At 37.0% G+C, this 23,755-nt stretch carries 22 protein-coding genes; 8 read left to right on the top strand and 14 right to left on the bottom strand.

All coding sequences use genetic code 11. The features are described 5' to 3' along the window. The first annotated feature begins 63 nt into the window (after window positions 1–63). Both DIZ80_16910 and DIZ80_16905 read left to right on the top strand, forming a co-directional pair. On the top strand, window positions 64–2,355 hold the full coding sequence (locus DIZ80_16910) for a hypothetical protein (protein RDH80707.1): 2,292 nt from the start codon (window positions 64–66) through the stop codon (window positions 2,353–2,355). 12 nt (window positions 2,356–2,367) lie between these two features. Then, the gene (locus DIZ80_16905; GenBank protein ID RDH80706.1) at window positions 2,368–4,203 is read left to right on the top strand and encodes a hypothetical protein; all 1,836 of its coding nucleotides are present in this window, start codon (window positions 2,368–2,370) and stop codon (window positions 4,201–4,203) included. A 70-nt stretch (window positions 4,204–4,273) separates the two neighbouring features. Here DIZ80_16905 and DIZ80_16900 read toward each other — a convergent pair whose 3' ends face one another. Both DIZ80_16900 and DIZ80_16895 read right to left on the bottom strand, forming a co-directional pair. Beyond that, entirely contained in the window at window positions 4,274–4,510 is a 237-nt protein-coding gene (locus tag DIZ80_16900) for a hypothetical protein (protein RDH80705.1), read from the bottom strand. Between the two features lie 34 nt (window positions 4,511–4,544). Next, window positions 4,545–4,892 (bottom strand): hypothetical protein, encoded by a 348-nt coding sequence (locus DIZ80_16895; protein ID RDH80704.1) that lies wholly within the window; start codon window positions 4,890–4,892, stop codon window positions 4,545–4,547. A 688-nt stretch (window positions 4,893–5,580) separates the two neighbouring features. Here DIZ80_16895 and DIZ80_16890 point away from each other — a divergent pair. Beyond that, on the top strand, window positions 5,581–7,284 hold the full coding sequence (locus DIZ80_16890) for a hypothetical protein (protein RDH80703.1): 1,704 nt from the start codon (window positions 5,581–5,583) through the stop codon (window positions 7,282–7,284). A gap of 81 nt (window positions 7,285–7,365) precedes the next feature. Here DIZ80_16890 and DIZ80_16885 read toward each other — a convergent pair whose 3' ends face one another. The 4 genes from DIZ80_16885 to DIZ80_16870 all read right to left on the bottom strand — a co-directional run bounded on the left by DIZ80_16885 (window position 7,366) and on the right by DIZ80_16870 (window position 10,316). Further along, window positions 7,366–8,679, bottom strand: a complete 1,314-nt coding sequence (locus DIZ80_16885; protein ID RDH80702.1) for a hypothetical protein — start codon at window positions 8,677–8,679, stop codon at window positions 7,366–7,368. Window positions 8,680–8,812: 133 nt separating this feature from the next. Then, entirely contained in the window at window positions 8,813–9,178 is a 366-nt protein-coding gene (locus DIZ80_16880) for a hypothetical protein (GenBank protein ID RDH80701.1), read from the bottom strand. A gap of 162 nt (window positions 9,179–9,340) precedes the next feature. After that, on the bottom strand, window positions 9,341–9,805 hold the full coding sequence (locus tag DIZ80_16875; protein RDH80700.1) for a hypothetical protein: 465 nt from the start codon (window positions 9,803–9,805) through the stop codon (window positions 9,341–9,343). An 82-nt stretch (window positions 9,806–9,887) separates the two neighbouring features. After that, window positions 9,888–10,316, bottom strand: a complete 429-nt coding sequence (locus DIZ80_16870) for a hypothetical protein (protein RDH80699.1) — start codon at window positions 10,314–10,316, stop codon at window positions 9,888–9,890. 333 nt (window positions 10,317–10,649) lie between these two features. Here DIZ80_16870 and DIZ80_16865 point away from each other — a divergent pair, with 333 nt between their 5' ends. Then, window positions 10,650–11,336 carry a 1-acyl-sn-glycerol-3-phosphate acyltransferase gene (locus tag DIZ80_16865; GenBank protein ID RDH80698.1) on the top strand — a complete coding sequence of 229 codons (687 nt, stop codon included), beginning with the start codon at window positions 10,650–10,652 and terminating at the stop codon, window positions 11,334–11,336. A gap of 65 nt (window positions 11,337–11,401) precedes the next feature. Here DIZ80_16865 and DIZ80_16860 read toward each other — a convergent pair whose 3' ends face one another. Then, window positions 11,402–13,510 carry a hypothetical protein gene (locus tag DIZ80_16860; GenBank protein ID RDH80697.1) on the bottom strand — a complete coding sequence of 703 codons (2,109 nt, stop codon included), beginning with the start codon at window positions 13,508–13,510 and terminating at the stop codon, window positions 11,402–11,404. A 349-nt stretch (window positions 13,511–13,859) separates the two neighbouring features. Between DIZ80_16860 and DIZ80_16855 the strand changes: the two genes are divergently transcribed. Continuing rightward, complete coding sequence (locus DIZ80_16855) at window positions 13,860–14,798, top strand: hypothetical protein (GenBank protein ID RDH80696.1); 939 nt, start codon at window positions 13,860–13,862, stop codon at window positions 14,796–14,798. Between the two features lie 337 nt (window positions 14,799–15,135). Here DIZ80_16855 and DIZ80_16850 read toward each other — a convergent pair whose 3' ends face one another. From DIZ80_16850 to DIZ80_16820, 7 genes are all read right to left on the bottom strand, one after another. Next, window positions 15,136–15,897 (bottom strand): amino acid ABC transporter substrate-binding protein, encoded by a 762-nt coding sequence (locus DIZ80_16850; protein RDH80695.1) that lies wholly within the window; start codon window positions 15,895–15,897, stop codon window positions 15,136–15,138. Window positions 15,898–16,005: 108 nt separating this feature from the next. Then, on the bottom strand, window positions 16,006–16,836 hold the full coding sequence (locus tag DIZ80_16845; protein RDH80694.1) for an SAM-dependent methyltransferase: 831 nt from the start codon (window positions 16,834–16,836) through the stop codon (window positions 16,006–16,008). Window positions 16,837–16,883: 47 nt separating this feature from the next. Further along, complete coding sequence (locus DIZ80_16840; GenBank protein ID RDH80693.1) at window positions 16,884–17,372, bottom strand: cell division protein ZipA; 489 nt, start codon at window positions 17,370–17,372, stop codon at window positions 16,884–16,886. A gap of 12 nt (window positions 17,373–17,384) precedes the next feature. Then, window positions 17,385–18,389, bottom strand: coding sequence for a hypothetical protein (locus tag DIZ80_16835; GenBank protein RDH80692.1), 1,005 nt, complete (start codon window positions 18,387–18,389; stop codon window positions 17,385–17,387). Between the two features lie 91 nt (window positions 18,390–18,480). Next, window positions 18,481–19,080, bottom strand: a complete 600-nt coding sequence (locus DIZ80_16830) for a hypothetical protein (GenBank protein RDH80691.1) — start codon at window positions 19,078–19,080, stop codon at window positions 18,481–18,483. A gap of 26 nt (window positions 19,081–19,106) precedes the next feature. Beyond that, entirely contained in the window at window positions 19,107–20,705 is a 1,599-nt protein-coding gene (locus DIZ80_16825; GenBank protein ID RDH80690.1) for a potassium transporter Kef, read from the bottom strand. 88 nt (window positions 20,706–20,793) lie between these two features. Further along, a complete protein-coding gene (locus tag DIZ80_16820; protein ID RDH80818.1) occupies window positions 20,794–21,810 on the bottom strand; it encodes an AraC family transcriptional regulator in 1,017 nt (338 codons plus the stop codon). 158 nt (window positions 21,811–21,968) lie between these two features. On the opposite strand from DIZ80_16820, the gene DIZ80_16815 reads away from it, so the two are divergent. From DIZ80_16815 to DIZ80_16805, 3 genes are all read left to right on the top strand, one after another. Next, window positions 21,969–22,259 (top strand): hypothetical protein, encoded by a 291-nt coding sequence (locus tag DIZ80_16815; protein ID RDH80689.1) that lies wholly within the window; start codon window positions 21,969–21,971, stop codon window positions 22,257–22,259. A 116-nt stretch (window positions 22,260–22,375) separates the two neighbouring features. Next, window positions 22,376–23,326 (top strand): hypothetical protein, encoded by a 951-nt coding sequence (locus tag DIZ80_16810; GenBank protein RDH80688.1) that lies wholly within the window; start codon window positions 22,376–22,378, stop codon window positions 23,324–23,326. 216 nt (window positions 23,327–23,542) lie between these two features. Next, entirely contained in the window at window positions 23,543–23,746 is a 204-nt protein-coding gene (locus DIZ80_16805) for a hypothetical protein (protein ID RDH80687.1), read from the top strand. Window positions 23,747–23,755: the final 9 nt, after the last annotated feature.

The following is a 23,755-nucleotide window of genomic DNA, read 5'->3' as shown; positions in this document are numbered from 1 at the left end:
TATGAATAATATATGAAGCTCATTAAAATATTGTAACTACACATATTATCTGAGGACTAGATAATGAAAAACATAACATTTAACAAGCTGTTGATTATTGTTTTTGCTACTACTTTACTCTCTGCCTGCAGTGGTGGTAGTGATTCCCCTCCACCAAAAAATTTATCGCTTACATCACTCAAAGTACTTACGCTCGACCCTGAAATTTCTTATCCAATGGTGTTTGAAGTTGAGTTGGAAAGTGAGGTAGAAGGCGATCAGGTCAGCGTCTCACTTTATGCTGTTGAGAAAAAAGATGACCCTGAACTGGAAGCTCGACAAATACCTCTGGGTACGGCAACTATTGAGAATGTTGTTAGCGGCGGCGGCCCTTATGAAATTGAAATCAATATACCCGCAAGTGTCGAATTACCCGGTGAATATTATGTATCGGCTATTGTTGATGCGGCCGATGAGTTAGTTGAAACCGATGAAGAGGATAACGTCGCCTCTGTTGAAGTCATTTTTTCGCTTCCGGTTGCTCCCAATCTCTTAATTACGGGGCTTACTCTGGATCGTGCTTCCCTTGAAATCAGCACATTATCCTATGATGATCAAGTTAATGAACTTAATAATAATGTTTACAACGCAGACGCCAGCGCCACCTTAGGAGTAGGTTCAGATGGCTTAAGAGTTGGAGAAAATGTTGATATTGAGGCCTTTGCGAAATTAAGAATTTCACGTTCTGATCAATCAACAAGTCATGATGTGCCACTTTACCTCTGGAGTTCAGACCAGCAACGTTATATGAATGCTTATGGCATAGCCCCTGACGGTGCAACAACTGCTGTGGAGTGGCTATCAATGGGTACGTTTAATCCGCAACTGGTTACCTCGGGATCAGAAGTAGAAGGTAATTTTACTTCTGAGGGCGTTACTCTGGATGATGTTGGGCGTAATTCCTCATTAATGAGTTATTATTTTCCCGGCAAACTGGGTAGTGAGCTTGCCTTTGCAATGCGTTATAACTGTGTAAGAACGGATATTCCGGTTGTTCTTGGTGATCCACCGCCACCAACTTTGCCACCACCGGATCTTACGCAAGAGGCCATTAATGCCTTAAAAGCGTTTTTAAATAATTATCCAAAAGCAGCAAACTGTGATGTTGCGACAAATGAAACGCTGGCGATGGATGTCACAGATTTTTCTATCTGTGTTGAAATCCGTCCAACAGATCAACTTATTACTGATGCTATACCCGAAGACAACGAAGTTTGTTCTCCATTAGTAATTACTTTACCCCCGGTTGAATCAACGGTACTACCAACTCCAGACCTAAACGGATATACGCCTGAATATTCGTTGCCCTCTGAGCCATTAAATAACGGTGTGGGCTTTAATATCAGAGCTGGTGGTTCGGTTTTTGCATTTGGAGTTAATTTTGGTAACTATGCGACTGCTGACCATAAAGGTTATGTAGAGACTTTGAATGCATCGATTCCTATGACTATTTTTAAGACTCCCTTTGAATATATGGCAATTGATATGCGGACACAACTGGTGCCGGATTATGAAGGAAAACCTGCTGAAGATGAGAACAAAATTTCATTAGAAATTCGTCACTCGGGTCTAATTCTAACGAGTTGGGTCACTGTTCCCCCGGGAGAAGAGCCCTCTATATTAAGTGGTGTAGAAATATCCATAGATCAGGTGGATAACCTGTATTCCTTTTCCAAGGAGTTTCCGGATCCGGATAAAGGTAAACTTCTCGAAGCCACTTTCTATGTTGGACCTATTCCCATGAGTGCTGGCGGTTATGTCACCGGTAATATGGGTATCAGAATCGGTACTGTTGACCAGAACTTAAACCCGATTCTTTTCACCAGTGCCAACGATGATTACCGGCTGGGAACTGCTATTACGCCTTTCGCAAATATAGAAGCGACTGTGTACGGTGGTTTTGGTAGCAGGAAATTTATTATTGCAGGAGTTGAAGGTGTGTTATCACTTTTAAGTGAAGAATTAGAGTTCTTTTACGGTGTTGATATTGATTTACTGAGTGATGGTGTCGGTGCGGAACCGGCAGAGTTTGTAATTACTCAGGGGCCGGTTATTACTAATACTTTTAGAGGTCCTCAGGGAAAAATTAATCTGTTTGCTGAATTCCCTGTACTCAAAACCAAAACCTGTAAGATTGGCTTTATAAAAGTGCGTTGCCCGGCTTTTGTCAGAGTTAAGGTGAAAAAGAATCTTGTTTCTTCACCCGCTGCGTTTGAGTTTGTAGATGTTCTTTATGAAGATCCCAGCGTTATATTTGATGTAGTGCTGCTGGATGGTCAGGAGCCTGAGTACTTTGTTCCTGGCCCCGGTGAATAGGAAACGGTAAAAATGAAAGAAAAACAGGGACTTATTTTTTCATTATTATTAATTTCAGTCAGTGTGGGTGTGTTCTGGTTTTTACAGGCAAGCTGGAGTGTTAATAATACGCTTGAGCAAAATGAGCCCCACGTTATTCATTGGCAGGTAGGTGTTTCCCAGCGATATCGAGTAGTGATGGATTCATCCAGTCGCTTAAATATGTTTGGCACCAGTGACAGTCAAAATGTTCAGGTTAGTATTCGTTCATTACTCGATATGGTTACCCTGGAAGCAGGTAAAGATAATACGCGAGTAGGAATGCAGTTATCAGATGTACGAATCAATATCTCCGGACAATCTGATCCGGAGATGAATCAGATGCTTGAGCTCCCGTTTAGAGTTCAGTTTACAGCAGGCGGTGTTCCAGAAAAATTTGAATTTTCGGAAGGGCTTACCGGTCAGGAACAAAGCATGTTGGAAAACATTGTGCGTACTTTCACTATATCAATTCCGAAGCAGTCTAAACCAGAGAAATCCAGGCCAGAGGGTAAACAAAACTGGGTTGTTAAAGAAAAAAATGCTTCCGGTGAATATCTGGCAACTTATCAGCGAGTTAGCTCAACTCAGCTTGAAAAGAATAAGCATGACTTTGTTGTTTTATCTTCATCACCCATGCTTAACAAAGCAACTATCACCTCGAAAGAAAGCATTCAGCTCAATGAGAGGTTTAGCTGGATCACCAGTATGACAGTAGATGAAACTATTCAAACACCCGGTAAGAATGGCCCGACATTACACATTAATAATCATGCTCAAGTTAATTTTGTTTCAAGTAATCAGGTGAGTATTCATAAAGATCGTTGGAGTTTTATAGCAGCGACACGACAGCCAATTTTGCTTAAACCTGCAAAGGCAATTCCTCAACTTTCTCAGCAGGAGGCACGCAGGAAACTGATTGATGAAGTGCCAGCATTAGATGCGGCAGTTGAGGCAAGGAGCAAGCGCATTCATATTCTAAGAGATCTGCTGCGTGTTGATGGCACAATGCCAGAAATTCTGCTTGAGCAAATGCAAACCCGGAAGCTGAGTGATCGAACACGTGCGGATTTGTTTCTGGCTTTGGAGCTGGCCGCGACAGACGAAGCTCAGGCGGCCCTGACTCAGGTTATGACAAGTGCTGACTGGTCTACCCGTGATGCATTGAGGGCAGCCGTTGCACTGGCAGGAATCAATGAACCTAGCGTTGAAACTGTGAAAGCGCTGTGGGATACGGCTTATACTGAGCGTCCGCAAATTTCAAATACGGCTACTTATACACTAGGTAGCATTGGCGGCAATATGAAAGTGGCCAATAATCCAGATTATCCGGCATTGCGTGATGAGCTAATCAGTGGTGCTAACAACAATAGCAATACTCAACAACAGACAACGTTTATTTATGCGCTGGGTAATACTCGAGATACAGAAGTGGTTTCAAATGTAAGCACCTTTTTAGATAATGACCAGCCTGCCATACGACGCGCAGCAGCGTTGTCGCTCGGCTTAATGTCATCTGAACAAAGTGCTAAAGCATTAACCTCGCGTTTTGAGCTAGAGAGAAATAGTCAGGTTCGTGAAGCTATGGCTGATTCATTAAGCCGATTACCATTAACCAATACCTCAGAAATGATGGCCAGTATAAGTAAGGCTATTCAAACCGAAACCTATGAGTCAGCTCGTTATTCTATGGCAAATTTTATGGGATCAAATTTAGCGAAACATCCTGAGTATAAACCGGTTTTACAAAATCTTATTCGTACTGAACCATCGAAAAGGGTTCGTCAGATAATAGGCGATGCATTGGCAATGCAAAGTGGTATACAGTAAATCCTGTTTTTTCGTAACAGGACGTAGTAGTAATAGCGTAAAGCTCAGATCAGATTTTTATTTATTTAATTTATATGATTATCATAAGTAATAGAATTAAAATGGCGGCTATAAACATGCCTTTACCCAGGCTTAGTCTGAAATGCTTTTTCCTTGCCAGCTGCCTTAATACTGTTTCATCATCCATGTCTGCGCAATGAGGGCATGAAGTTTCGGTCTTAGAGTAATAAAATCCACAGCGACTGTAGATTTTTAGCGTTTTTCTGTGTTTTATTTTTTCTTCCAGACCTCTAATTTGATTCCACATAGTTTTATTATTAACCGGTTAGAAGGTAGGTGATCTAGGTGAAAGTGGAAATTTCACGTGCGATAGCAAAAAACATCATTGCACATAAAATAAAACTACTGCATATAACTATAATGATAGACATAGCGTAGATTCTGGCTAATTCTCCTGTTTTAAATAAGTATATTCCAGATATAAATGAAGAAATAGCATATAGAATGTATAAACCTGATGATGATACCCAGTAACTGGTTATGGTTAGTTTCTTGCATACAGCATCAATACATAAAACATGATTGATGCTGTAGTATATAAACAGGCTGGCGATACTAATAATAAATGTAATTGCAGTATCGATATAGCGGCTAATATCACCTCTGGGTTTAAATATTTTATTGGTCATATAGACATTATGGTTGATTGTCTTTTATTACTCCTGTATTTTTTATTGCATCATCTTTGATCTGATTATTTACGGCTTTCACAGGTTCATAAGAGCTAAGAAAAGGAACGGCTGCAAAAGCTAATCCAGTCAGAATTAATATAAAGAGCAGTAAGTTTATTATTCTTTTATTCATAGGTTTGTATTATCGACTATTTATATAAAATTTATTTAGTTTCGTAACTGATTTTTCCACTAATACTAGATTTATTTGATATTGTCATTGTTGTTACCTCAAATATAAGCTCATCTCCATCATTGTGTAGGTTGTTGTATCCCATGTTAATACGGGTGGAGCGGAATTTCTTAATGACTCTTCATAATTTTCCTGTGATGTATTTATACTTTAGTGTATAAAATTCTGTATTTCTTTATTTTTTTCCAGACTGAGTTTTTCTTTTAAGCATAAATTCTAAATCTCTGTAGGAGTGAAGCTTTTCAAATCCAACATATCACTTTATGCAAGTTATTGAAAGTATTGACTTAATGTTTGTATATAGGTCAACCTGGTAAATGTCGTGTCTATCTTAGTTAATAAAACTTGTTTAAATTAACTATTATTTTCATTTAAAAGAAAAGTTTATTGTTGTTAATGCATTTATTTTGGTATATTAGAATCGCTTATTATTAATGCTACGGAGGGTGTGATATGGATGGCTTAATTCTTCTGCTTGGGGCGCTTGTTGTGCTCTTATCAGCAATGTATCGTTTCAATAATCCACATATACTGCAAACACAATCAACATCTGATAATTTAAACTGGAAAGATAAACTCAGTCAAATATTGAGTTTCAATCCCGGTAAACATAATTTACTGTTAAGACCACCTCGTGCCAATACCACAGCATTTCGATTTCGTCTTTATCAATTTCTGTATGCATTACTGGCGATGTTAATTTATCTATTAGTCTTATTGCAACCTGGTATCAGCAGCCAGTTTCAGCAGATAATTCTATGGTTTGTACAGGAGGGGCTTCCAGATATAACCAATGCAGGTCCACTTGTGATTGCAGCATTTGTTATCTTGATATTGCCTAATGTGCCACCATTTCGCTGGGCCGATATTGGTATTCGGTCGATCCTGTATGAACGTGCGTTAATTCCTGCTCAGCAATTACGTGAGATAAACCGCCTAAAAAGGGCTCCCTATAATCCACAGGCTGATCTGGTAGAGAAGGTACGAAACAGGGCAGTTGAAGATAATTTTCATGCTGTAGATGTTGTTTACAATAGTGAGTTTGCTACTACCCAGTCTCTCTGGTGTAAGTGTCTGTTATTAATTGAAAACATAAACTACTGGGAAGCAGATGATCATTATAAAACAGCTTTTGCTGTACTAAAAGAACCTGATAGTGAAAGACGATCTGTGGATGTTGTTAAAGAGATACAACAGAATCTTGTTGCTGATGCCCGGGTCTGTTTAGATAAGTTAAGATTAAATAGTGGGGAAAAAAGTGAAGAGTTAACAAAACGAGAGTCTGAATTTCGAGATAACTGTAGAGATTTATTACGTAAGATTTATTCTTTATTAGCTGGAATTTCTTTACATTCTCATTATAGCGATGCCGATAGAGTTAAACAGTTTGGTAAACTGGGTTTCAAACTTGAAGCTGAAGGTATTAGTCCGCTCCCTAACCCAAATGATATGTTGATACTGACTATTATTTTATGTTCATTCATTGTGTTTCCTCTTGCATATAAACTGGGTATTGTAAAAGCGATTATGATTGGTTGTATTATGTTTAGTGCTGTTTTGACACCAATTGTACTTGCGCGATTCTGCCCACGAATATGTGATTTTTCATTAAAACAATATGGACCGAATGTAGTTTACCCTCTGTTGTCAGGCCTGATTGCCGCGTTTATTGCATTTATGACTTTTTACATTGGCGGTCTATTTTTAGAGCCTACTGGTTTTTGTGAATATACAGGCGTTGAACGATATACAAAATGTTCTTATCCATGGAGTTTTCTTCATAGTGGTATTGCCATTTTATTGTCAATACGTTTAACCACTGGTGAATATCCAGTTATAACAAAGTTAAAAGGCTGGCAGCGTTATCGACAGTGGGGCGACCTTAAAGACGCAGTTATTTGTGCAATTAGTCTAATGCTGATTGCTGCTTTTATAGTTATACCTTTATTAGAGCCGTTAAGACCGGATCCTATTGAAGGTGCGACGTTCTGGGCTATTGTTACTCGAATGGGGATAGTGACCTTTATACTCGGTTTTATTGTACCTACCTGGTACCGGGCACAAAAGAGCAGATACAGTGAAGAAAATCGTCGTAATAATCCTGACAGACGTGAACGTTTTGAGCAGACCTTGAATACAATCAGACGTGGTGTGTAAAAAAAGAGGTTAAAGACACTGTTCTTTAGGAATAGAGACGGTTGTCTTTTAGCTCTTTCGATCATAATATTTTTTGATGAATTAATTATCTGTTTGTTCAATAACAGTGCCTTCACCACTAAATACAGTAAATGATGCCCATAGCCTGGGGTCTTTATGTTTAGTGCGCATCATGGCCATTGTTGTTCTTAAAGCAGATGAAGCATTCTCAGTGCTTTCTAAATAGGTTTTCATAAAGCTTGTCATCAATTCAGTTGTTACTTCATCATCAACATTCCATAAGCTTACCAGTACTTCTTCAGCACCTGCGATTTTAAATGCTCTGGCGAGTCCTATGATACCCGCGTCTTCAGTTTTACCAAGTCCTGTTTGACAGGCACTTAAAACTACCAGTTTTGCCTGTAAAGAAAGGTTTTGTATTTCTCTAGCAGTTAATCGACTGCTTTTAAAGTCTGTACCGGCTAATGCAATGAAACTTTCATCAAGAGGGGAGTCAACACTGGCAACGCCGTGTGTTGCAAAATATATAATATCAGCTGTTTCGATTGTTTTAAGAACATCTGACTTATTAGCATTACTTCCAGTTAACGGGGAAGAATTTAAATATTTAGAAACTATTCTGGCTTCATGTTCTGCACCGGGTAGTTGTGGAAAATGCCAGTCAGAATCATTATAAAATTCAGGATTACCGACAATTAGAGACGTATTATGGTTGTTAGTACTTACGTATCTACGGGGCAGAGCATTATCTGTATCAAATAAACTAGGTAGTATGGTAATGGAAACAGAATCTACAAGTTGTTTTCCATCTTTGCCAGGAAAATCTAACATGGCAAATGGAATGCTTCCAATAGCTGATGATGGAATAATTAAGAGTTGTTCAGTGTTATCAAGTATTTTATGAAGCTCTTCCGGTACTAACAGTTGGCTGATTTCATCTAGACTCGTTTTATTTACTTTTTTAGCATTCCTTGTTATGCCACGTTTTAGTTTAGGCGCTCTATCGATTTGAGAGCTTAGTGAGTTGATGGTCTTTCTAAATCCAATAATTTTCTGCTCAAGATCACTTGAAGATATCTGTATTTTTTTTAAATTTACCTGTCTATTGTTATTCAGTGTCCATATCCTTAGCTCATTTTCATTATTTTCATAAAACAGTAATGTTGTTGGTTTTTCATAACTGGCTAATTTATTGAGAATATTGTCTAATGTTGCTGATCGATCTTTAAGACTCGGAAATCCACGCATACCCATTAAACTTTTAAACATCCCTTTATGATGATTAGCTGCCTTATTGAAATCTTCAGTTATATTAACTGGTATATTATTCTCGCAGAATGCTAATGATGTCTGTATGAATAAAATTAATAGAAGTAGTAAATTATATCTTTTCATTATTCTGGTGTTAGTCTATTAAGGGGAATCAATAATACACAAATACGATGGTTTCGGATATAAGTGATACTTGCTCGTAATGTTAGCTGTGAAAGTAAAATGACTGTTACTAATATGGCTTCGATTTTCGTGCTTAAATATTAAAACCGAAAATTAAGGTATGAACAGCTGTTATAGCGAGAGCGCCGTGTATGAGAATTATACTTCTGGGTAAAATGCCTTTTCTTCTGATAATAAAATACAGTGTAATTCCTCCCAGCACAGTTAATGTTAGAAATCCAATTGCTGGTTTTATAGTCTGCCCCGTTTCATTACCAATGACTATAGATAATATTAATAATAAAGTGCCAACTACTCCAGCGCGACCATGAAGTAGACCTATGTCGATGGGGGTGTTTATATCGAAGAGACGAACGAAAGCCGTCGCTGCTCCACCAATAATAGTGAAGCATAAAATAAAGAGAGCTATTAAAGAAAACCAGCTTTCAAGTGATTGCATATAATCTTTCTGTAGATTTAATTAGATGTTTCCTGACCTTAATGCCGTTAATATATGGAGTTATAATATATCATTATGTGTTTTAATGAATGTACCAAATATCACAGTTAAGGTTTTAGTTTTAATAGGTAATTTTATATTAGCTTGAATAAACCGTAATGACTATGCCAAAATTTCAATAAGAGTCACCACAAGAATTGTCACCATAATAATTATACCTGATGCGCTTATAAATGATGCGATACTGTTTAATGGTTTGTTTTCATGATTACGAAAATAACTGTTCAGTGCGATAAAAAATGCCAGACCGGCTATCATGTAATTACTAAGCGTTACAAACAAATATGGTAGAGCTGAATAACCGTATGTAGTGCCTTTACAATTAGAATAGATGGTATATTGAGATAATAATGTTAAAAATAATGTAATAGATATGGCCCAAATGCAGCTAATTAATACGCTCTCTCGTTTAATCAGTAAATATATCATACCGTATAAAATAAAAGGACCGGATCCAAGTAGTACCATGGGAAATGGACTCAATTGGCAGAGCCCAGGGTAAATACTACTAACAATGCTGAGAAAAATTAAACCAGTGAAGATCTGGATTTTTGTTTTTATTAACATCTAATGCTACTTAATTAAATAAGGGCAGAGGATAATGTAATCTGATATTAGAATAAAATATACTCTGACCTTAATCAGATATCTAATAGGTTAGTACCGTTGTGTCATCAGCAAACAATGCTTCAAGTGTACCTGTGAATTTAATACCATCTATAACTTCACTCTGTTTTATCCCGCCTACATTATTCATGCACATTTTACAGAGAATAACCTGACCACCAGCTTTCATAAAAGCCTGTAACATCTCGGGAATCGTTTTACCATTAACATAACTATTCTGAGGGATGTTCTTATCAGCCCAACGAACGCCCTGAGCACTTAAAAATATTGTTACTTTAATATTTTCAGTGCTTAACACCTTATTACTGATACCAAGTGCCATTGCAGCACGATCTAGATCATCCGATATTAAATTAACGAAAAGTTTTTTATCCGAGTTATCCGCAAATGCGGATGTGTTAACTACGAAGTATAGAAGGGTGAAGAATATTATAGATAATGATTTTTTCATAACAAAGTCCTATTAAGTCATATGGTGTTATTAACAATTACTACCTGATTTTTATCAGTTTTTTACTATTTTGAGCAATGATAAATATCATTATTCAATATTTTATTAAGGTATAAGCCATGTTTTTAAAAGACTAAAAAGCAGCAGTTTGTTTGACTTGATTAGAGAAAAATCAGGTAAATGGGTGAATTTCATGCAAGTGATTGGTCGTTTTTTGACCAAAACGACCTTCTTTTAGAAATATAATGCTATTAACTAATAATTCTATAGATAATTTAAAGCCTGAACCCAAGTCCTGTTATAATCGCGTCTCAAAATATGAGGGTTGCTTTTTTGAGTCTGAAACAGGTAAGAATGGCGCTGTACGCGCTGTATTTAACAAACAAATATGGTTTTAAATTAAAGAAAGCATCAAGCAATGCTGAGAAGAAGAAACTGCGCCTTGAGTATAGTGATACGCTGCTTTCAAGGCTTAACATTGAAATAATCGTAACGGGTGCAGATAAAATTGATCCTGAGGGTCAGTATTTACTGATCTCCAATCATCGAAGCATAATCGATCCCTGTATTATTGAGCAGGCTTTAAAAAACACACCTATCCTGGGGTTATGGATTTCAAAAAAGGAACTTTATAATTCGTTTTTCTTTGGTTTATTCGTGCGTAATGGCGGTTCTATTCTGCTGGATAGAGAGTCAAATACAATGGGCTCCTTTTTCAAGGACATTAAAAAAGGCTTGAGTACAGGTGTTTCCATTTTTGTTTTTCCTGAAGGCACTCGTAATAAAGAGGATACTGATCTAACCGAGTTTAAAGAAGGATCTCAACTGATTGCAGTTAAAAATAGGTTACCTATTTTACCTGTTTATATAAAAGATAATGCCAATGATATCTTACGAAGAGCGATTGTAAATCGTGAAAAGAACTTACAGATAGAGATAATCATTGGAGATGTTATTGATTATAAAGATAGATCGATGAGTCTTGAGCAGGCCTACAGAAAAATGTTTAATATTCAATAATATGCTAAAAATAGAATGTATAAACAGAGATTTTCTATAATCACAATAATTATATTATTCCTTATCTAAAAATCGATACCAACAGTAACAGTAATGATTCTTTCATTGCCAAGCGTTCCCTTGTCGAGAAGAGTGTTGTTGTCATTGTTGTTCGGGTATCGAATGGTTTTATCCAGAAGATTATTCGCTTTTACATTAAGGTAAAAACCCTCATAGATGTTATCTATTCTTATGTTCGCATCCAGAGTTGCATAACTATTTATTTTATCACCTGTTCGATTGCCAAAACTGCCGTCCCCATTGTCTATACCAGGATCGTAGAAGCTTTCCATCTCGTCTACATATCGACTTATAAGTGAATACGTTGATTTTCTACTTTTATAGCTAAGTTTAATATGTGAGAGTAAATCTGGAGAGTACGCTGGTTCCAGATTTTTATTAATATCATCACTTGTATCCTGATAGGTTATTCCAGCTTCAATTAACCAGTATTTTTGAAAGTTTTTGTTTATGATGATTTCAATGCCATCAGTCGATAGCTTACCTGAGGTATCTTCTTCTGTTGATAAGCCTCCCGCCCCATCATCTACTAAAAATGGAACAACGAGATTTCTAAGGTTGTTATGAAATAAGCTAACACTTGTATACAGGTTTTCAACAACATATAAATAGTTTAACTCTATAGTATCTGTTTCTTCAGGTAAAAAATCATCTCCACTTATGCGGCTTGAATTTCCTATCATAAATTTGAAAGTGTGTTCATCTGTTGATGAGTATACCGCAGCGCCCCTATAAGAGTTTATGTGTATGCTTTCATTATTACTGATAATTCTATTCTCTGAAGCTTCTCCAGTATCTGAAATAAAGGTACTTCTATAAGGTTGTATCTCTTCAAAACGACCTCCAGCAGTTAGTTTTAATTTGTCAGTCGCCTGATAGTTTATTTGCGAAAAGACGGCATGCAGTGGTCTGTCATCAATGAAATAACTGTCCTGATTAAAGTTTAATGCAGGTATGTCTGTTAACTCATCAAGGTTCTTCATGCTCTGGTAGTTAAGACCAATTAAAATGCTGGTATCATCAGATGCTTTAATGTTGCTTAATAGCTCAATGTTATATGCATCGTAAGATGAGTTAATAATTCCATAGAATGAAGGGCTGAATGCATCAAAGTCTGTATCTCTATTGTGCTGATAATAAGTTGATTTAAAATTCATATCAATCCAGTCATTAATTTCATATGCATAACCAACTGTCATATTAATGGAGGTGCTTTTTCTTTCTGATCCATCCTGTACAGAAGGTACTAATATGAAAAATTCAGTGCTTGACTGATTAAATGCAAAATCAAAGAACCAGTTTTTGTATGAACTGTTAATATTGAAATATTTATTATGCTGTTCTAATAATTCATTAGTGCTATATTCGGGGTCGGTTATACCAAAACTCGGCAGAGTGGAGAAATTATCTGAATTCATTAAATCATAAAATTTGTTATCTGGACCGTTTGTACTGTAGGTACCGGCATTCATAACTAGCTTCAAATCATTTTCTTTCAGAGCAACACGTAGAGCCGCTCTTTCTGTGTTTAAAGAGCCTGATGAATATGCGAATAAAGATTTTTTCTGATCATCAGTAACTGTATTTGTAATGATATTTACTACACCGAATGAGGCGCCACTTCCATAAATAACCGCATTTGGTCCTCGTGTTATTTCAATTTTATCAATGGCTTCAACAGGAACAGGAATTTGTTCCATAGGGCTGCTTCTAGAATCAAAGGTATATTGATGCACACCATTAACCAGAATAGCCATACTGCTATTTTGTTGATTTGGGTTCCAGAAGCCCCTGACACCAAAGTTTCCTGGTGCACCGTTATAACTATATATATTGTAAAAACCAGGCACGTTTTCCAGAATATCAGTCAACGTATTATAACCATACCTTTCAATGTCAGCTCTATTGACGATATAAATACTGGCAGGGGACTCTTTAATGGTTTCATGTGTTTTGTTTGCACTGTATATCTCAAGATTGACTAAATCAGTTAACGATAAAGTTAAAATCTCTTCGAAAGATATGTTCTCAGACAGGGCCGTTGAAGAAATGATTAAAAGGCCGAGAAGAAGTAAAAGCGATGTGTATCTACTTGCTGGGTGGACTGTGCTCATATTTATATATCACATAATAAATTTTGTAATCCATTACGTCTATATACAGTAGTGTAGACCAGTCATATTAAATAATCAGCTTACTAATGAGTATAAAATAAATCACTAATATAGAATCTCTAGGTATCCCTTAAGTCCTTATATCTATTTGAAATATATGAATATTTGATGAGTTAAGCTGTTTTCATATATTGCGATTAAAGTGGTTTGTTATTGATGTTACATATAGCTTACAAGGAGGTACTAAATCGTGTGCTGAGAAAACAGGTTAGGGGGGGTAATAACGACTGTGTTCAGATGCAAATAATTTACTATAGTAACTGATACAGCCACTAAACATGTGTGCTTAATGATATGTTTTATAGCCTGTTTTCGCGGAGTGTTTAAAGTGCCTAGAGTACTGTGTTTTTTTCTGACTGTGTTGAATGTCACTTTTTTACAGGCAGAAGCAGTAGAACAGCAAGACAGATATAACTGGGAGATGGAGCTTGATCCGTATTACAGTAGTTTAGGTCTGTATGTGAACCTGACTGATGAGGAAATACCCAATCTTGGTGACAAGACTGAACGAGAGATATATCAGGATCTTTTACTCAGAAGCCACAAACCCCGATTCCTGTTATTGGAATTCAGTGTTAATCCCATGCCTATACTGGGTGCGTCAATTCGTCATAATTCTGATTATGCTTATGATAAAGCTCAGATAACCAATAACATTAACGTAATAGAGGTGTTAACTGCAGGATTTGAAGAACCTTACGCTGTATCATTATTTATGGGGAATATGGTTACTTATGGAGAAGGTGAACAGGCAAATAATAAAGGATTTATGGGGTATTTGCTCAGTTATGGTGATAAGCATTTATTAAATAATGAAGTAATCGACGATAACTGGTTTGAATTTGAATGGAAGATAAAGGGAAAGATAAAAAAAGAAAACAAAAACCTCGACTGGAGTTTTCGTGTGGGGGGTAAGTGGCATGATAATGAGTCGATAGCTGATGCAATATATGTTGGTATGAGGAGAGATCATATAAATGTAAATCGCAAGTGGTTATCTTTATTGGATAATAGTGGTATAGATGTTTTTTTTGAATTTGATCAAACGAATTTCAGGCCGACTCAACAACGATTTTTAATTCATAAAAATTTCCCGCTGAAAGAATCAAAAAATATTTTTACTTTAACTATGGGTTTGATTAGAACCACAGATAGACGTTATCAGGCTCCACTGGTTGAAGATACGAGTGTACAGTTAGTAATTACACCTTCTATAAAATTTGACTGATTTTAATGTAAGTGCTCAGTAAGAAGACAAAAGCCAAAGATATTTATCAAATAAAACAGGTGTTTTAGTGTTTTCAACTTTAAATAACTAAGGTAATAGTTGGAGGTAGGGAAAATGTAACCCGATTTTAAAGATGATTTTGTACTGCATACATTTTTTTATTGTAAGTTTTCAAAATTATAGCTTTTATTAAGGTGTGAATATATAAAACCAGGTTCAGCGTAAGAATATTGAATTCTAATATTTTCACCTGTTTTAGTTTTTCCTATTATGACCTTCCTCCTTATTCTCTAATTATAATTTATATATTTTGATCAGCTATTCAGGGTTGATCGAGTTATAACATTAAACGTTCATATTTATCTATAATCTGACTGTAAGTACCATTACTTTTTATTGTTTTCAAACCCGTATTGAAATCATCTCGAATCTTTTCATCTATAAATGCAAACCTGTATTCTGTTGGCGGAAAAATTCGATGATATTTTACAGGTGTATGTGCTTTATTGCCGATAATGTCATAGGCTTTATTTCGATAATACTTAAAAATGTTTTCTTCTATAATAATTATTTCAGCATTCCGCTCCAGAAAGAACTGTAAGACCTGTGATCTTTGGGATGCCACTTCTTCATAGTTGTCGTTATCTTTTGTTATTAGTGCAAATTCGTTACCTAATATTTCAGATGCTCTCTGGAAGGCGATGATATCTTTGTTTTTTAAAAATGATATGTTTTTAAAGTCCGGATAGTTGTTTTTAGCTAAACTAATAACACAGTTCTGAAAAGTAATGGCAATATCAGTATAAAAGACATTGTCGATCATTCCTTTTTTCGTGTTTATTATGCCATCTAATTTTTTTTCATCTAGTAATGTAAATGTTCTCGCGAAAGGAAGAAATTCGATATTTATCGTATGCCCCGTGATCTTAAATGCTTCCTGTAAAATCTCCAGTTCAATACCTTGTTTTGTTTCTTTTATTATATATGGCGGTATAGAGGCGCTAACGCCTATTGTTATTTCATCGGCTAGTGCCGGGTTGAATTGTAAACCCAGAAATAACAGGAGTAACAAATTCTTGAGTTGATTGTGTGTTTGCATAGTAAGTACGTATTGGTTGTTTATAAATGATCAGGGTCAGAGGAATATATCATTTTTCAGTTGCTTTATGGGTTAATCGGGATGTAAATTAATGCGTTTTAATAATGCTTATGTTTTGTGTGAAATAATTTCTACCGGAGCAATATAGCCCTCTGTTATATTGTGAATCATGTTTTTAATTTTATCTGCAGTGCTCTCCTGCATTAAAGTGTGCAGGCCGAGAGGAGGTGGGCCGCCATTCGCTTCTGTTTTTTCTCGTAGAGCTTTAAAAAAGTCCAACGCAAAATCACGACGGTTATTATCTTTTGTAACCACAAATCCAGCTTCCTGTAATGCAGTTTTATACTGACCTGGTTGGGCTAGATAACTGGTGTTTTTATTTGATGCCCACGGAACAGGATAAATTAAATCACCATCATTGTTTTGCATTACATCATAAACACCTAAAGAGGTGCCTGGTTTTAATACGCGGAATATTTCTTTAAAAAGCTGAGTCTTGTTTTCAATGTTCATTCCAACATGCATCATATAAGCACCATCGAATGACTCGTCCTGAAAAGGCATAGAGAGCGCGCTACCTTGATGTAAGTTAACCTGGTTATGCAAATTGAGCCATGTGCTTAGCGTATTGCCAGTAGTAATGTATTCATCAGTAAGGTCAATGCCTGTGACGCGATTATTGTATTTGTTTGAAATATAACGTGAAGCCCCACCCAGACCACAACCAATATCAAGTAAGTGCTCTTTGTCTGAAAAATTTAGCTGGCTTAAAAAATTCTCAGTTGCCTGTCTCCCTCCTATATGAAATTCATCAATAGGCGCAAGATCTTCAATAGTAATGGAGTCAGTAGTTTTACCTAACTTGGGTAGAGCGGTTTCAATTGCTTTAAGCAGGTCACCATGTAAGTAGTGATTTGATACGTCCTTTTCTTTAGACATGTTGAATCTCCTTTACGTGTTAATTGTAAAATATAATGCTGTTCCAGCTATTGATGTCTTCTTATATTCAATTTCTCACTTTCATAAGGGGGCTGAAAGTATTGATTTATAGTGTCAAATTCCTCTTCAGAAGTAAATGCTATCTGGTCTGGATTATTCTTGTTTCTTTTCTTTAGCTGAGCTTTACACTTTTCATCGCTGGCTACAACATAATGCAGTAAATGAGATACTTTAGTTGATTTAGACAGGGAGAGTAGCCAGTTGCGTTGTTTCTTTGTGTTAGCAGGAAAATCCAGCACTACCGATATGCCCTGATTTAACAATAAGGATACATGTGGTGTGATTACATTTTGTAAACGAATAGAATATTTTATGTAATCGTTTATTGTATGAATTTCATCAGGGTAAAGTTTAGTTAACCATTCATCTTCAATAATTAGAATAGCGTTGTTGTCACGCGCAAGTGTAACAGCTAACGTGCTTTTACCCGATGCCATCTTCCCGCACATTAGATGTAGCTTTGGTTTATCTTTCATTGTTTTTGTATCTTATTTCTTTTCAAGTTTTACCATAACACCCATATGATCGGTGTAAGCGGCAGCCTGATCGGTGGTAAATGAAAATTGTGAAAAGTACTTAACTTCAATTTTACGAATTGTACTTATGTTGTAAACAGCTACATCAAATTTCTTCGAGTTAGCTGAATTGGTACCTTTATGGTTGACGCCGTCTCTAGCCCAGGTGTCAGCAGGATTGATAGTTGAGCTAGCTGAATGAGCGTCCCTGTAAGTCTGATCCATCCCACTAGTGATAACTTCAGGGCTAAACGTGTCTCTGGGCTGGTTTGTATCACCAATGAATACATCAACAACGCCACCACCGCTGGTATTGAGCAGGGTGTTTTTTATATCCTTGTAAAATCTGCTCGCAGCACTTTTTTTACCTGCAACATTGTTTGGCACATGAACAAAAACAGCTAGAACACCACTGCATCTTGCAGCGCACCATCCATCACCTTCACTAATCGGTATTGTTGTGTTTGTAGGTCCATGTACACTGAAACAATGACAGGCTTTCTGATGTTTGGATACGTGGATACTGTCCCCTGCAGCACCTGCTACAGTGGCCCAGTCGGCGTGACTGGAATCCATCTCGCCAAATACGATTAGGTCGCACTGTTTAGCCATAGCACGATAAGCGATTTGATGAATCTGTCGGGCTTTACCTTCAACCATACTGAGCATTTCTGTTTGAGCAGCTTGAAGTTTTAGTTTTTCACTATCATCTGAATCAGATCTTTTTTTCTTCGTTTCATTCTTGCCATCTAAGTAACTTTTGTCCGCTGCGGGTATCAGTTGTGCAGGACCTTGAAGTGCAAGGTTAGACTTAACCCGCGGATCAGTAGGGTATTTAAGCGCGCCACTGCCCGCTGGATACAAACCGGCTAATGTTTTATGGGCTGCACGCTGAAATTTTTGTGCGGTACTGGCTGCAAGATTATGCTCAGAGCTGGTATTAGAATTTAATGATTGATAAGCGATTACAACTTGCATAGAAAAACCTCTTCAATGTCCATATTTATAAAAAAGGAGGGTGGCAGTGATAATTGATTACAAAAGTAATGAATTGTCTTGTTGTTCCCCGTTATTCAATTCCCTTGTTGGCGTTTTTAATTTCAAGCCTTCGGTAAAGTATCATAATAATTAATGAAAAACATGCAAGTGCTATTACGGCCGGAAAGAGGGTAGTAGTAACTGAAAGTGTTTCAAGTGCTGTTATAACCAGTATGTTACGAATTGCAAATAACATAAAGAAGAGTAATGACTCTGAGTATGGGTCGTTATAGGTTTTTCTTACCGTTGGCGCAAAACCTGAAATATCAACGGTTGTAAGAATAATCACAGCCCACAACGGGTTTGATGTGTAAAACCAGAAAGGTAATGATGAAATAGCAGAAACAAAGAACACCCAGTCCATTCTGGTTATTTTAATATCAGCTTTTTTAATAAAGGCTAATAAAGCGATAAAAAGAGTAATCACGCCTGAAACACCTATAGGCCACGCGCCAACGCCACCATTAGCTTCTAATTGGGCAAGAAAAACGATAAAGGTAGTAATGCCCCATATTAACCAGGAAAAAACATGCGGTTTTGTTTTTCCTTTCAGAATTGAAATGATATAAGGTAAAAATGCAATGAAAGTGATTATGATTGCAATGGCACTGAGTATTTCTTTATATGGCATATATTATCCTTAATCCCATATTTAATTTATTTTTGATCAATACTTTCTATCACATGATTTGCAAAACCAGAGCCTGCTTCAGAATAAATATTAAAAACGATATCGACTCCTGATTCTTTCAGAATATTCATACAGTCATTGTGTTTTACTGTTGCGGCTACAGAGGCCTCATACTTGTTCAGTTTGATCATTTCGAGTGCTGCCAGTGCTTCTTTTACATTTGGCATATCAAGAATAATTAATTTTACGGCTCCGGGTTTCAGGCGAGCCCAAAAATCATAGTCTGTTGCGTCGCCCAGTATAACATTTCGTTTTTCTTTTATATTTCTGTCTACAGCAAGCTGGTCGAAATCAACACCCAGTAAACTATCACCATACTGTTCAACTAAGGTATCGTATGCCCCTGTACCGACTCGTCCCATTCCAAAAATCAGCACCTGTGCATCTTTTGCATCGATGGGTTTATCATCTGTTAGGCGTTCAATGCTTTCAGATTTATGCAGATTGAGTTCATATTTTGCATATAAGCTATGTGCTTTGGTATTGGCCAGTGAAGACATGGTAAAGGTAATTGATAAAGCAACTGCAATAATAACTAACCATTCACCACTCATCCAGCCGTTTGATACACCAATGAAACCTACAATCAGGCCAAATTCACTATAGTTTGATAACGACAGGCTGGTTAGGAAACTGGTTCTTGCTCTTAACTTAAAACGGGTAAATAATTTGAAAAATAAATATGCTTTACCCAGCATCACAATAGCAAGAACGATTGCGATAACCGTAGCCATTACAGATGGCACTCCATTGAAACCAACACTAAGGAAAAAGGCGACCAGAAATATTTCTTTAAATGCTAACAGTGATTTTGCAAGCTCATCAGATTTCTCATTACCTGCTAGTAAAACACCGATTAGTAATGCGCCTAAATCGGCTTTAACGCCGGTAAAATCAAACAGTGCTGCACCACCAAGGGCTAATAACATACCACTTAATATTAATAACTCACCATGCCCAACTTTTTTCAATAACATGATTAAAACGGGTCTTAATGGAATAAGTAATAGTAATAACACCGCCCAGTAAGAGGGAACTTTACCCGATGTAACCGTTAGGAATATCACGGCAAAAAGATCCTGCATGATTAAAATGCCAATAGCGATTTTTCCGTGTAGCGATGACATTTCACCACTTTCTTCTAATGTTTTAACCGCAAATACGGTACTTGAAAAACTTAAAGCAAATGCGATTAATGCAGACTCAGTGACAGAAAGACCTATAAATTCCTGCAATGCACTGAAACTCATGGCAAATATAAGCGCACCAAAAATAACAGTGGTTAACAGCATATGAATGACGGATACCGCCCATATCTCTGTTCTGAATAAATCTTTTATATTCAGTTTCAAACCGATACTGAAAAGCAATATGGTAACGCCAATTTCGGCTACGGCATTTAATGTTTCACCACCTTGTAAACCCATAGCGCTTAAGACAAATCCGGCAATAAGGTAGCCCACCATGGGTGGTAAGGAGATGAATGTGACAACTAAACCAAAAAAGAGCGCGAATAATACCCAGGTTATATCTGAAAAGTGTGTTGCTATTAATGTAAGGTCCATATTATTAATTCATTTCATTCAGTTAATTCGTGATAAATAGAGGGCAGAGGTCAATATACACTAATATTCGAAATAATTGTTTCCGACACTATTCACCAACAACGGGTTTAAACATTCGACGATACTGACTCGGCGTTAAACCCGTCAGGCGTTTAAACAATCGCCTGAAAAATGATACGTCCTCGTAACTAACTGCAACGCTGATATCATCAACCGGCATCTGTTCTGTTTCCAGTAGTGTTTTGGCTTCTTCGATGCGTAGATTTTGTATGTATTCAATTAGTGTTGCACCTGTCGCTGCTTTAAATCGTCGTTTTAATGTTCGTTCGGGAATTTTTGCCTGTTCTACAACCTGAGTAACTGCATTGCTTTGTTTGTAGTTTTCTTTTAACCATTGCTCACAGCCTCGCACAACAGAATCTGCATGTGGTGCGCTTCTGACGAGTGATGCATACGGCAATTGACCTTCACCGTGCCATTTCAGTAAGTAAACTTTTGCGATTCGTAAAGCTTCGCCCGGACTTCCATGGCGAGAAATTATATGAATAGCCAGATCATGCCACGATGTAGTACCACCAGCTGTTACGATACGCCCCGCAGGATCTGCAAACACCAGGTTGGGTTCAGGGCAGAAATGTACTTTGGGATAACGCACTCTAAATAAGTCTTTATACCCCCAGTGAGAGGTTGCCTGACAGCCATCGAGTAAACCAGACTCCGCAAGCATAACGGAACCGGAACAGGCTGAGTACAGTGTTGCTCCCTGTTTGTACTTATGACGAAGCCATAACATCAACTCAGGGTAACGCCCATTCAGGTCTTCATCCGGTCCTAGCCAGAGCTCAGGTAAAATCACGATATCTGCATCCGGGTTTTCGGCAATCGAATATTTCGGATTAACTGGAATACCATTACCACAGCTAAAGATGGCCCTCTCTGGAGAGATGATAGAAACCTGAAATAATTGAGTTTCAGTTTCTGAGCGCACCAGTGTCTGCCAGATGTTTCCCGCTGATAGCAGCACATCAACCATGCCGTACAATGCCGAGCCGGCAGTCTCTGGTACAGCAACAACCAGTACATTGATTGGGCTGTTTCTAGGTATATTTTCTGTATTTACCATATGTTCCTTAAAATAGTGGCGCAAACGCCTCTGTTTTGACTAATTTCCATCTTATTTAAGTCGTTGTCAAGGCTTACTATTTACTCAAGGTAAAGCAAAACCTAATAACGATGGTTTAAATCTTACAGGAGAATATTCAAATGAACCCTTTCACTAAACATACAAAACAACAAGGTGTTAGCTATCTGCTACATCTGGGTTTTGCTACTGGTATAGCGTGGAGATTATTAAGCAGTGTTATTGCTTTTGCACTGCATGCAGTCTTTCCATTTATTGATATAGATAAATCATTAGATCTAGATGCAACGATTGATTATTTACAGGAGCGTAATCACTGGATTGAAAGCAGACCATTAAACAGAGTAGAAACAGAAAGTAATACTGCTGGTCACTGGTTTAAGAAAGGTGTCTGGTTTGTTTTATTTTCGTAGGGAAACAGGAGAATTAGAAGCATTTATAAATTCATCAAATCAGAAGTCATTATATTTTATCTATGGCGCTGAAAAATGTTTAAAACAAAATTAATCACTAACCAAAGGTAATAGTTATGAACACAAATACAATACAAACTACTGAGAAGACTTTAAAAAACTCAAATCGTTATGCAAAGTGTGTTGAGGTTTCCAAACGTATTCGTTGGGAGATTGAAGGAGATGTTATTCGAGGAAGAGAGTTTGATTTTACTAATAAATTCTTGCCTGATGGTCTTTCATTACTTAATGATATGATATTTCTAACAGAAGAAGAGTGTCGCCTTTTAAGCCAGATTCAGGGGCGTACCTATGCAAATATTTTTGGTCTTGTAGAACGGTTTATCAATACAAAAATACTGGAAGTAAGCCGTGACCACGCATTAGGTGATCAGTCAGCTTTAGAAGCAATGATTAGATTTAGTGACGAAGAATTAAAACATCAGGCTTTATTTCGTCGAATTGAAAACATGATCGCAAAAGACATGCCTGAAGGTTATAACTTTGCAGCTGATGCTAACGAAGTTGCATCAGCTGTTCTTTCTAAATCAACCTGGGCAGTATTAGGGCTTACCTGCCATATTGAACTTTTTACACAAGCCCATTACAGGGAAAGTATCGAAGCTGATGAAGGCCTTTCGGATTTATTTAAAGATGTATTTTTATTTCATTGGCGCGAAGAATCTCAGCACGCAATTATTGATGAATTGGAGTGGCGACGAGAGGATGAAAAACTTAATGATGTGGAGCGTGATCAGGCTATAACAGATTTTATAGACCTGGTTGTGGCGGTTGATGGAATATTGCAGGGGCAAAGCGAAGCTGATGCATCATATTTTTGCATGATATCAGATCGAACCTTTTCATCAGAAGAGCGTAATAAAGTACAGCAAGGTTTACTTCGTGCATATCGCTGGCAATACATACTTTCAGGTGCAGAAGTGCCACAGTTTACACAGGTACTTGGTGACTTGATTAACGAAGAGCAGGGTAAACGTATTGCTGATGCCCTTGGTACGTTAATTTAATTATTTATAGATTAAATAAAGGAGGGTTAATGGGTGCAGGAGATCAATATGCGCGAGTATAGAGGCAATTGTTCTCTGATCCTGTTTATTTTCGAGTATACATTATAGACCTCAACTCTTGTTGGGGTGGCTACAGCTGAAATAACTGCAACCAGAGAAATGCTGGCAAGTAAAAAGCGCCTGGTATTACAGGGCGCAGGATGAAGTATTCTTTAGATGTATTCACTGGGGGGCATAATTTATTATGTATTATTTTTTTTATTTTTATTGTGGTCTTTAAAAATTATAAATAATGTAAAACCTTCTATAAATAAGCCAAATATTGTAAAGCTTATTGCAAGTATGGGGCTAGTTGGATATAGCGTATATGCAACTAATAAAAATAAAGCAGCTAAAATATGTAATATCATAATATTTTAAATGTTAAAA

The sequence above is a fragment of the endosymbiont of Galathealinum brachiosum genome (assembly GCA_003349885.1).
Lineage (GTDB): Bacteria > Pseudomonadota > Gammaproteobacteria > SZUA-229 > SZUA-229 > SZUA-229.
This window is presented reverse-complemented; position numbering and strand designations above follow the sequence as displayed.

Coding starts and splice junctions, on each gene's coding strand:
- DIZ80_16910 (RDH80707.1), top strand. CDS start 64: ATGAAAAACATAACATTTAACAAGCTGTTGATTATTGTTTTTGCTACT.
- DIZ80_16905 (RDH80706.1), top strand. CDS start 2,368: ATGAAAGAAAAACAGGGACTTATTTTTTCATTATTATTAATTTCAGTC.
- DIZ80_16900 (RDH80705.1), bottom strand. CDS start 4,510: ATGTGGAATCAAATTAGAGGTCTGGAAGAAAAAATAAAACACAGAAAA.
- DIZ80_16895 (RDH80704.1), bottom strand. CDS start 4,892: ATGACCAATAAAATATTTAAACCCAGAGGTGATATTAGCCGCTATATC.
- DIZ80_16890 (RDH80703.1), top strand. CDS start 5,581: ATGGATGGCTTAATTCTTCTGCTTGGGGCGCTTGTTGTGCTCTTATCA.
- DIZ80_16885 (RDH80702.1), bottom strand. CDS start 8,679: ATGAAAAGATATAATTTACTACTTCTATTAATTTTATTCATACAGACA.
- DIZ80_16880 (RDH80701.1), bottom strand. CDS start 9,178: ATGCAATCACTTGAAAGCTGGTTTTCTTTAATAGCTCTCTTTATTTTA.
- DIZ80_16875 (RDH80700.1), bottom strand. CDS start 9,805: ATGTTAATAAAAACAAAAATCCAGATCTTCACTGGTTTAATTTTTCTC.
- DIZ80_16870 (RDH80699.1), bottom strand. CDS start 10,316: ATGAAAAAATCATTATCTATAATATTCTTCACCCTTCTATACTTCGTA.
- DIZ80_16860 (RDH80697.1), bottom strand. CDS start 13,510: ATGAGCACAGTCCACCCAGCAAGTAGATACACATCGCTTTTACTTCTT.
- DIZ80_16855 (RDH80696.1), top strand. CDS start 13,860: ATGATATGTTTTATAGCCTGTTTTCGCGGAGTGTTTAAAGTGCCTAGA.
- DIZ80_16850 (RDH80695.1), bottom strand. CDS start 15,897: ATGCAAACACACAATCAACTCAAGAATTTGTTACTCCTGTTATTTCTG.
- DIZ80_16845 (RDH80694.1), bottom strand. CDS start 16,836: ATGTCTAAAGAAAAGGACGTATCAAATCACTACTTACATGGTGACCTG.
- DIZ80_16840 (RDH80693.1), bottom strand. CDS start 17,372: ATGAAAGATAAACCAAAGCTACATCTAATGTGCGGGAAGATGGCATCG.
- DIZ80_16835 (RDH80692.1), bottom strand. CDS start 18,389: ATGCAAGTTGTAATCGCTTATCAATCATTAAATTCTAATACCAGCTCT.
- DIZ80_16830 (RDH80691.1), bottom strand. CDS start 19,080: ATGCCATATAAAGAAATACTCAGTGCCATTGCAATCATAATCACTTTC.
- DIZ80_16825 (RDH80690.1), bottom strand. CDS start 20,705: ATGGACCTTACATTAATAGCAACACACTTTTCAGATATAACCTGGGTA.
- DIZ80_16815 (RDH80689.1), top strand. CDS start 21,969: ATGAACCCTTTCACTAAACATACAAAACAACAAGGTGTTAGCTATCTG.
- DIZ80_16810 (RDH80688.1), top strand. CDS start 22,376: ATGAACACAAATACAATACAAACTACTGAGAAGACTTTAAAAAACTCA.
- DIZ80_16805 (RDH80687.1), top strand. CDS start 23,543: ATGTATTCACTGGGGGGCATAATTTATTATGTATTATTTTTTTTATTT.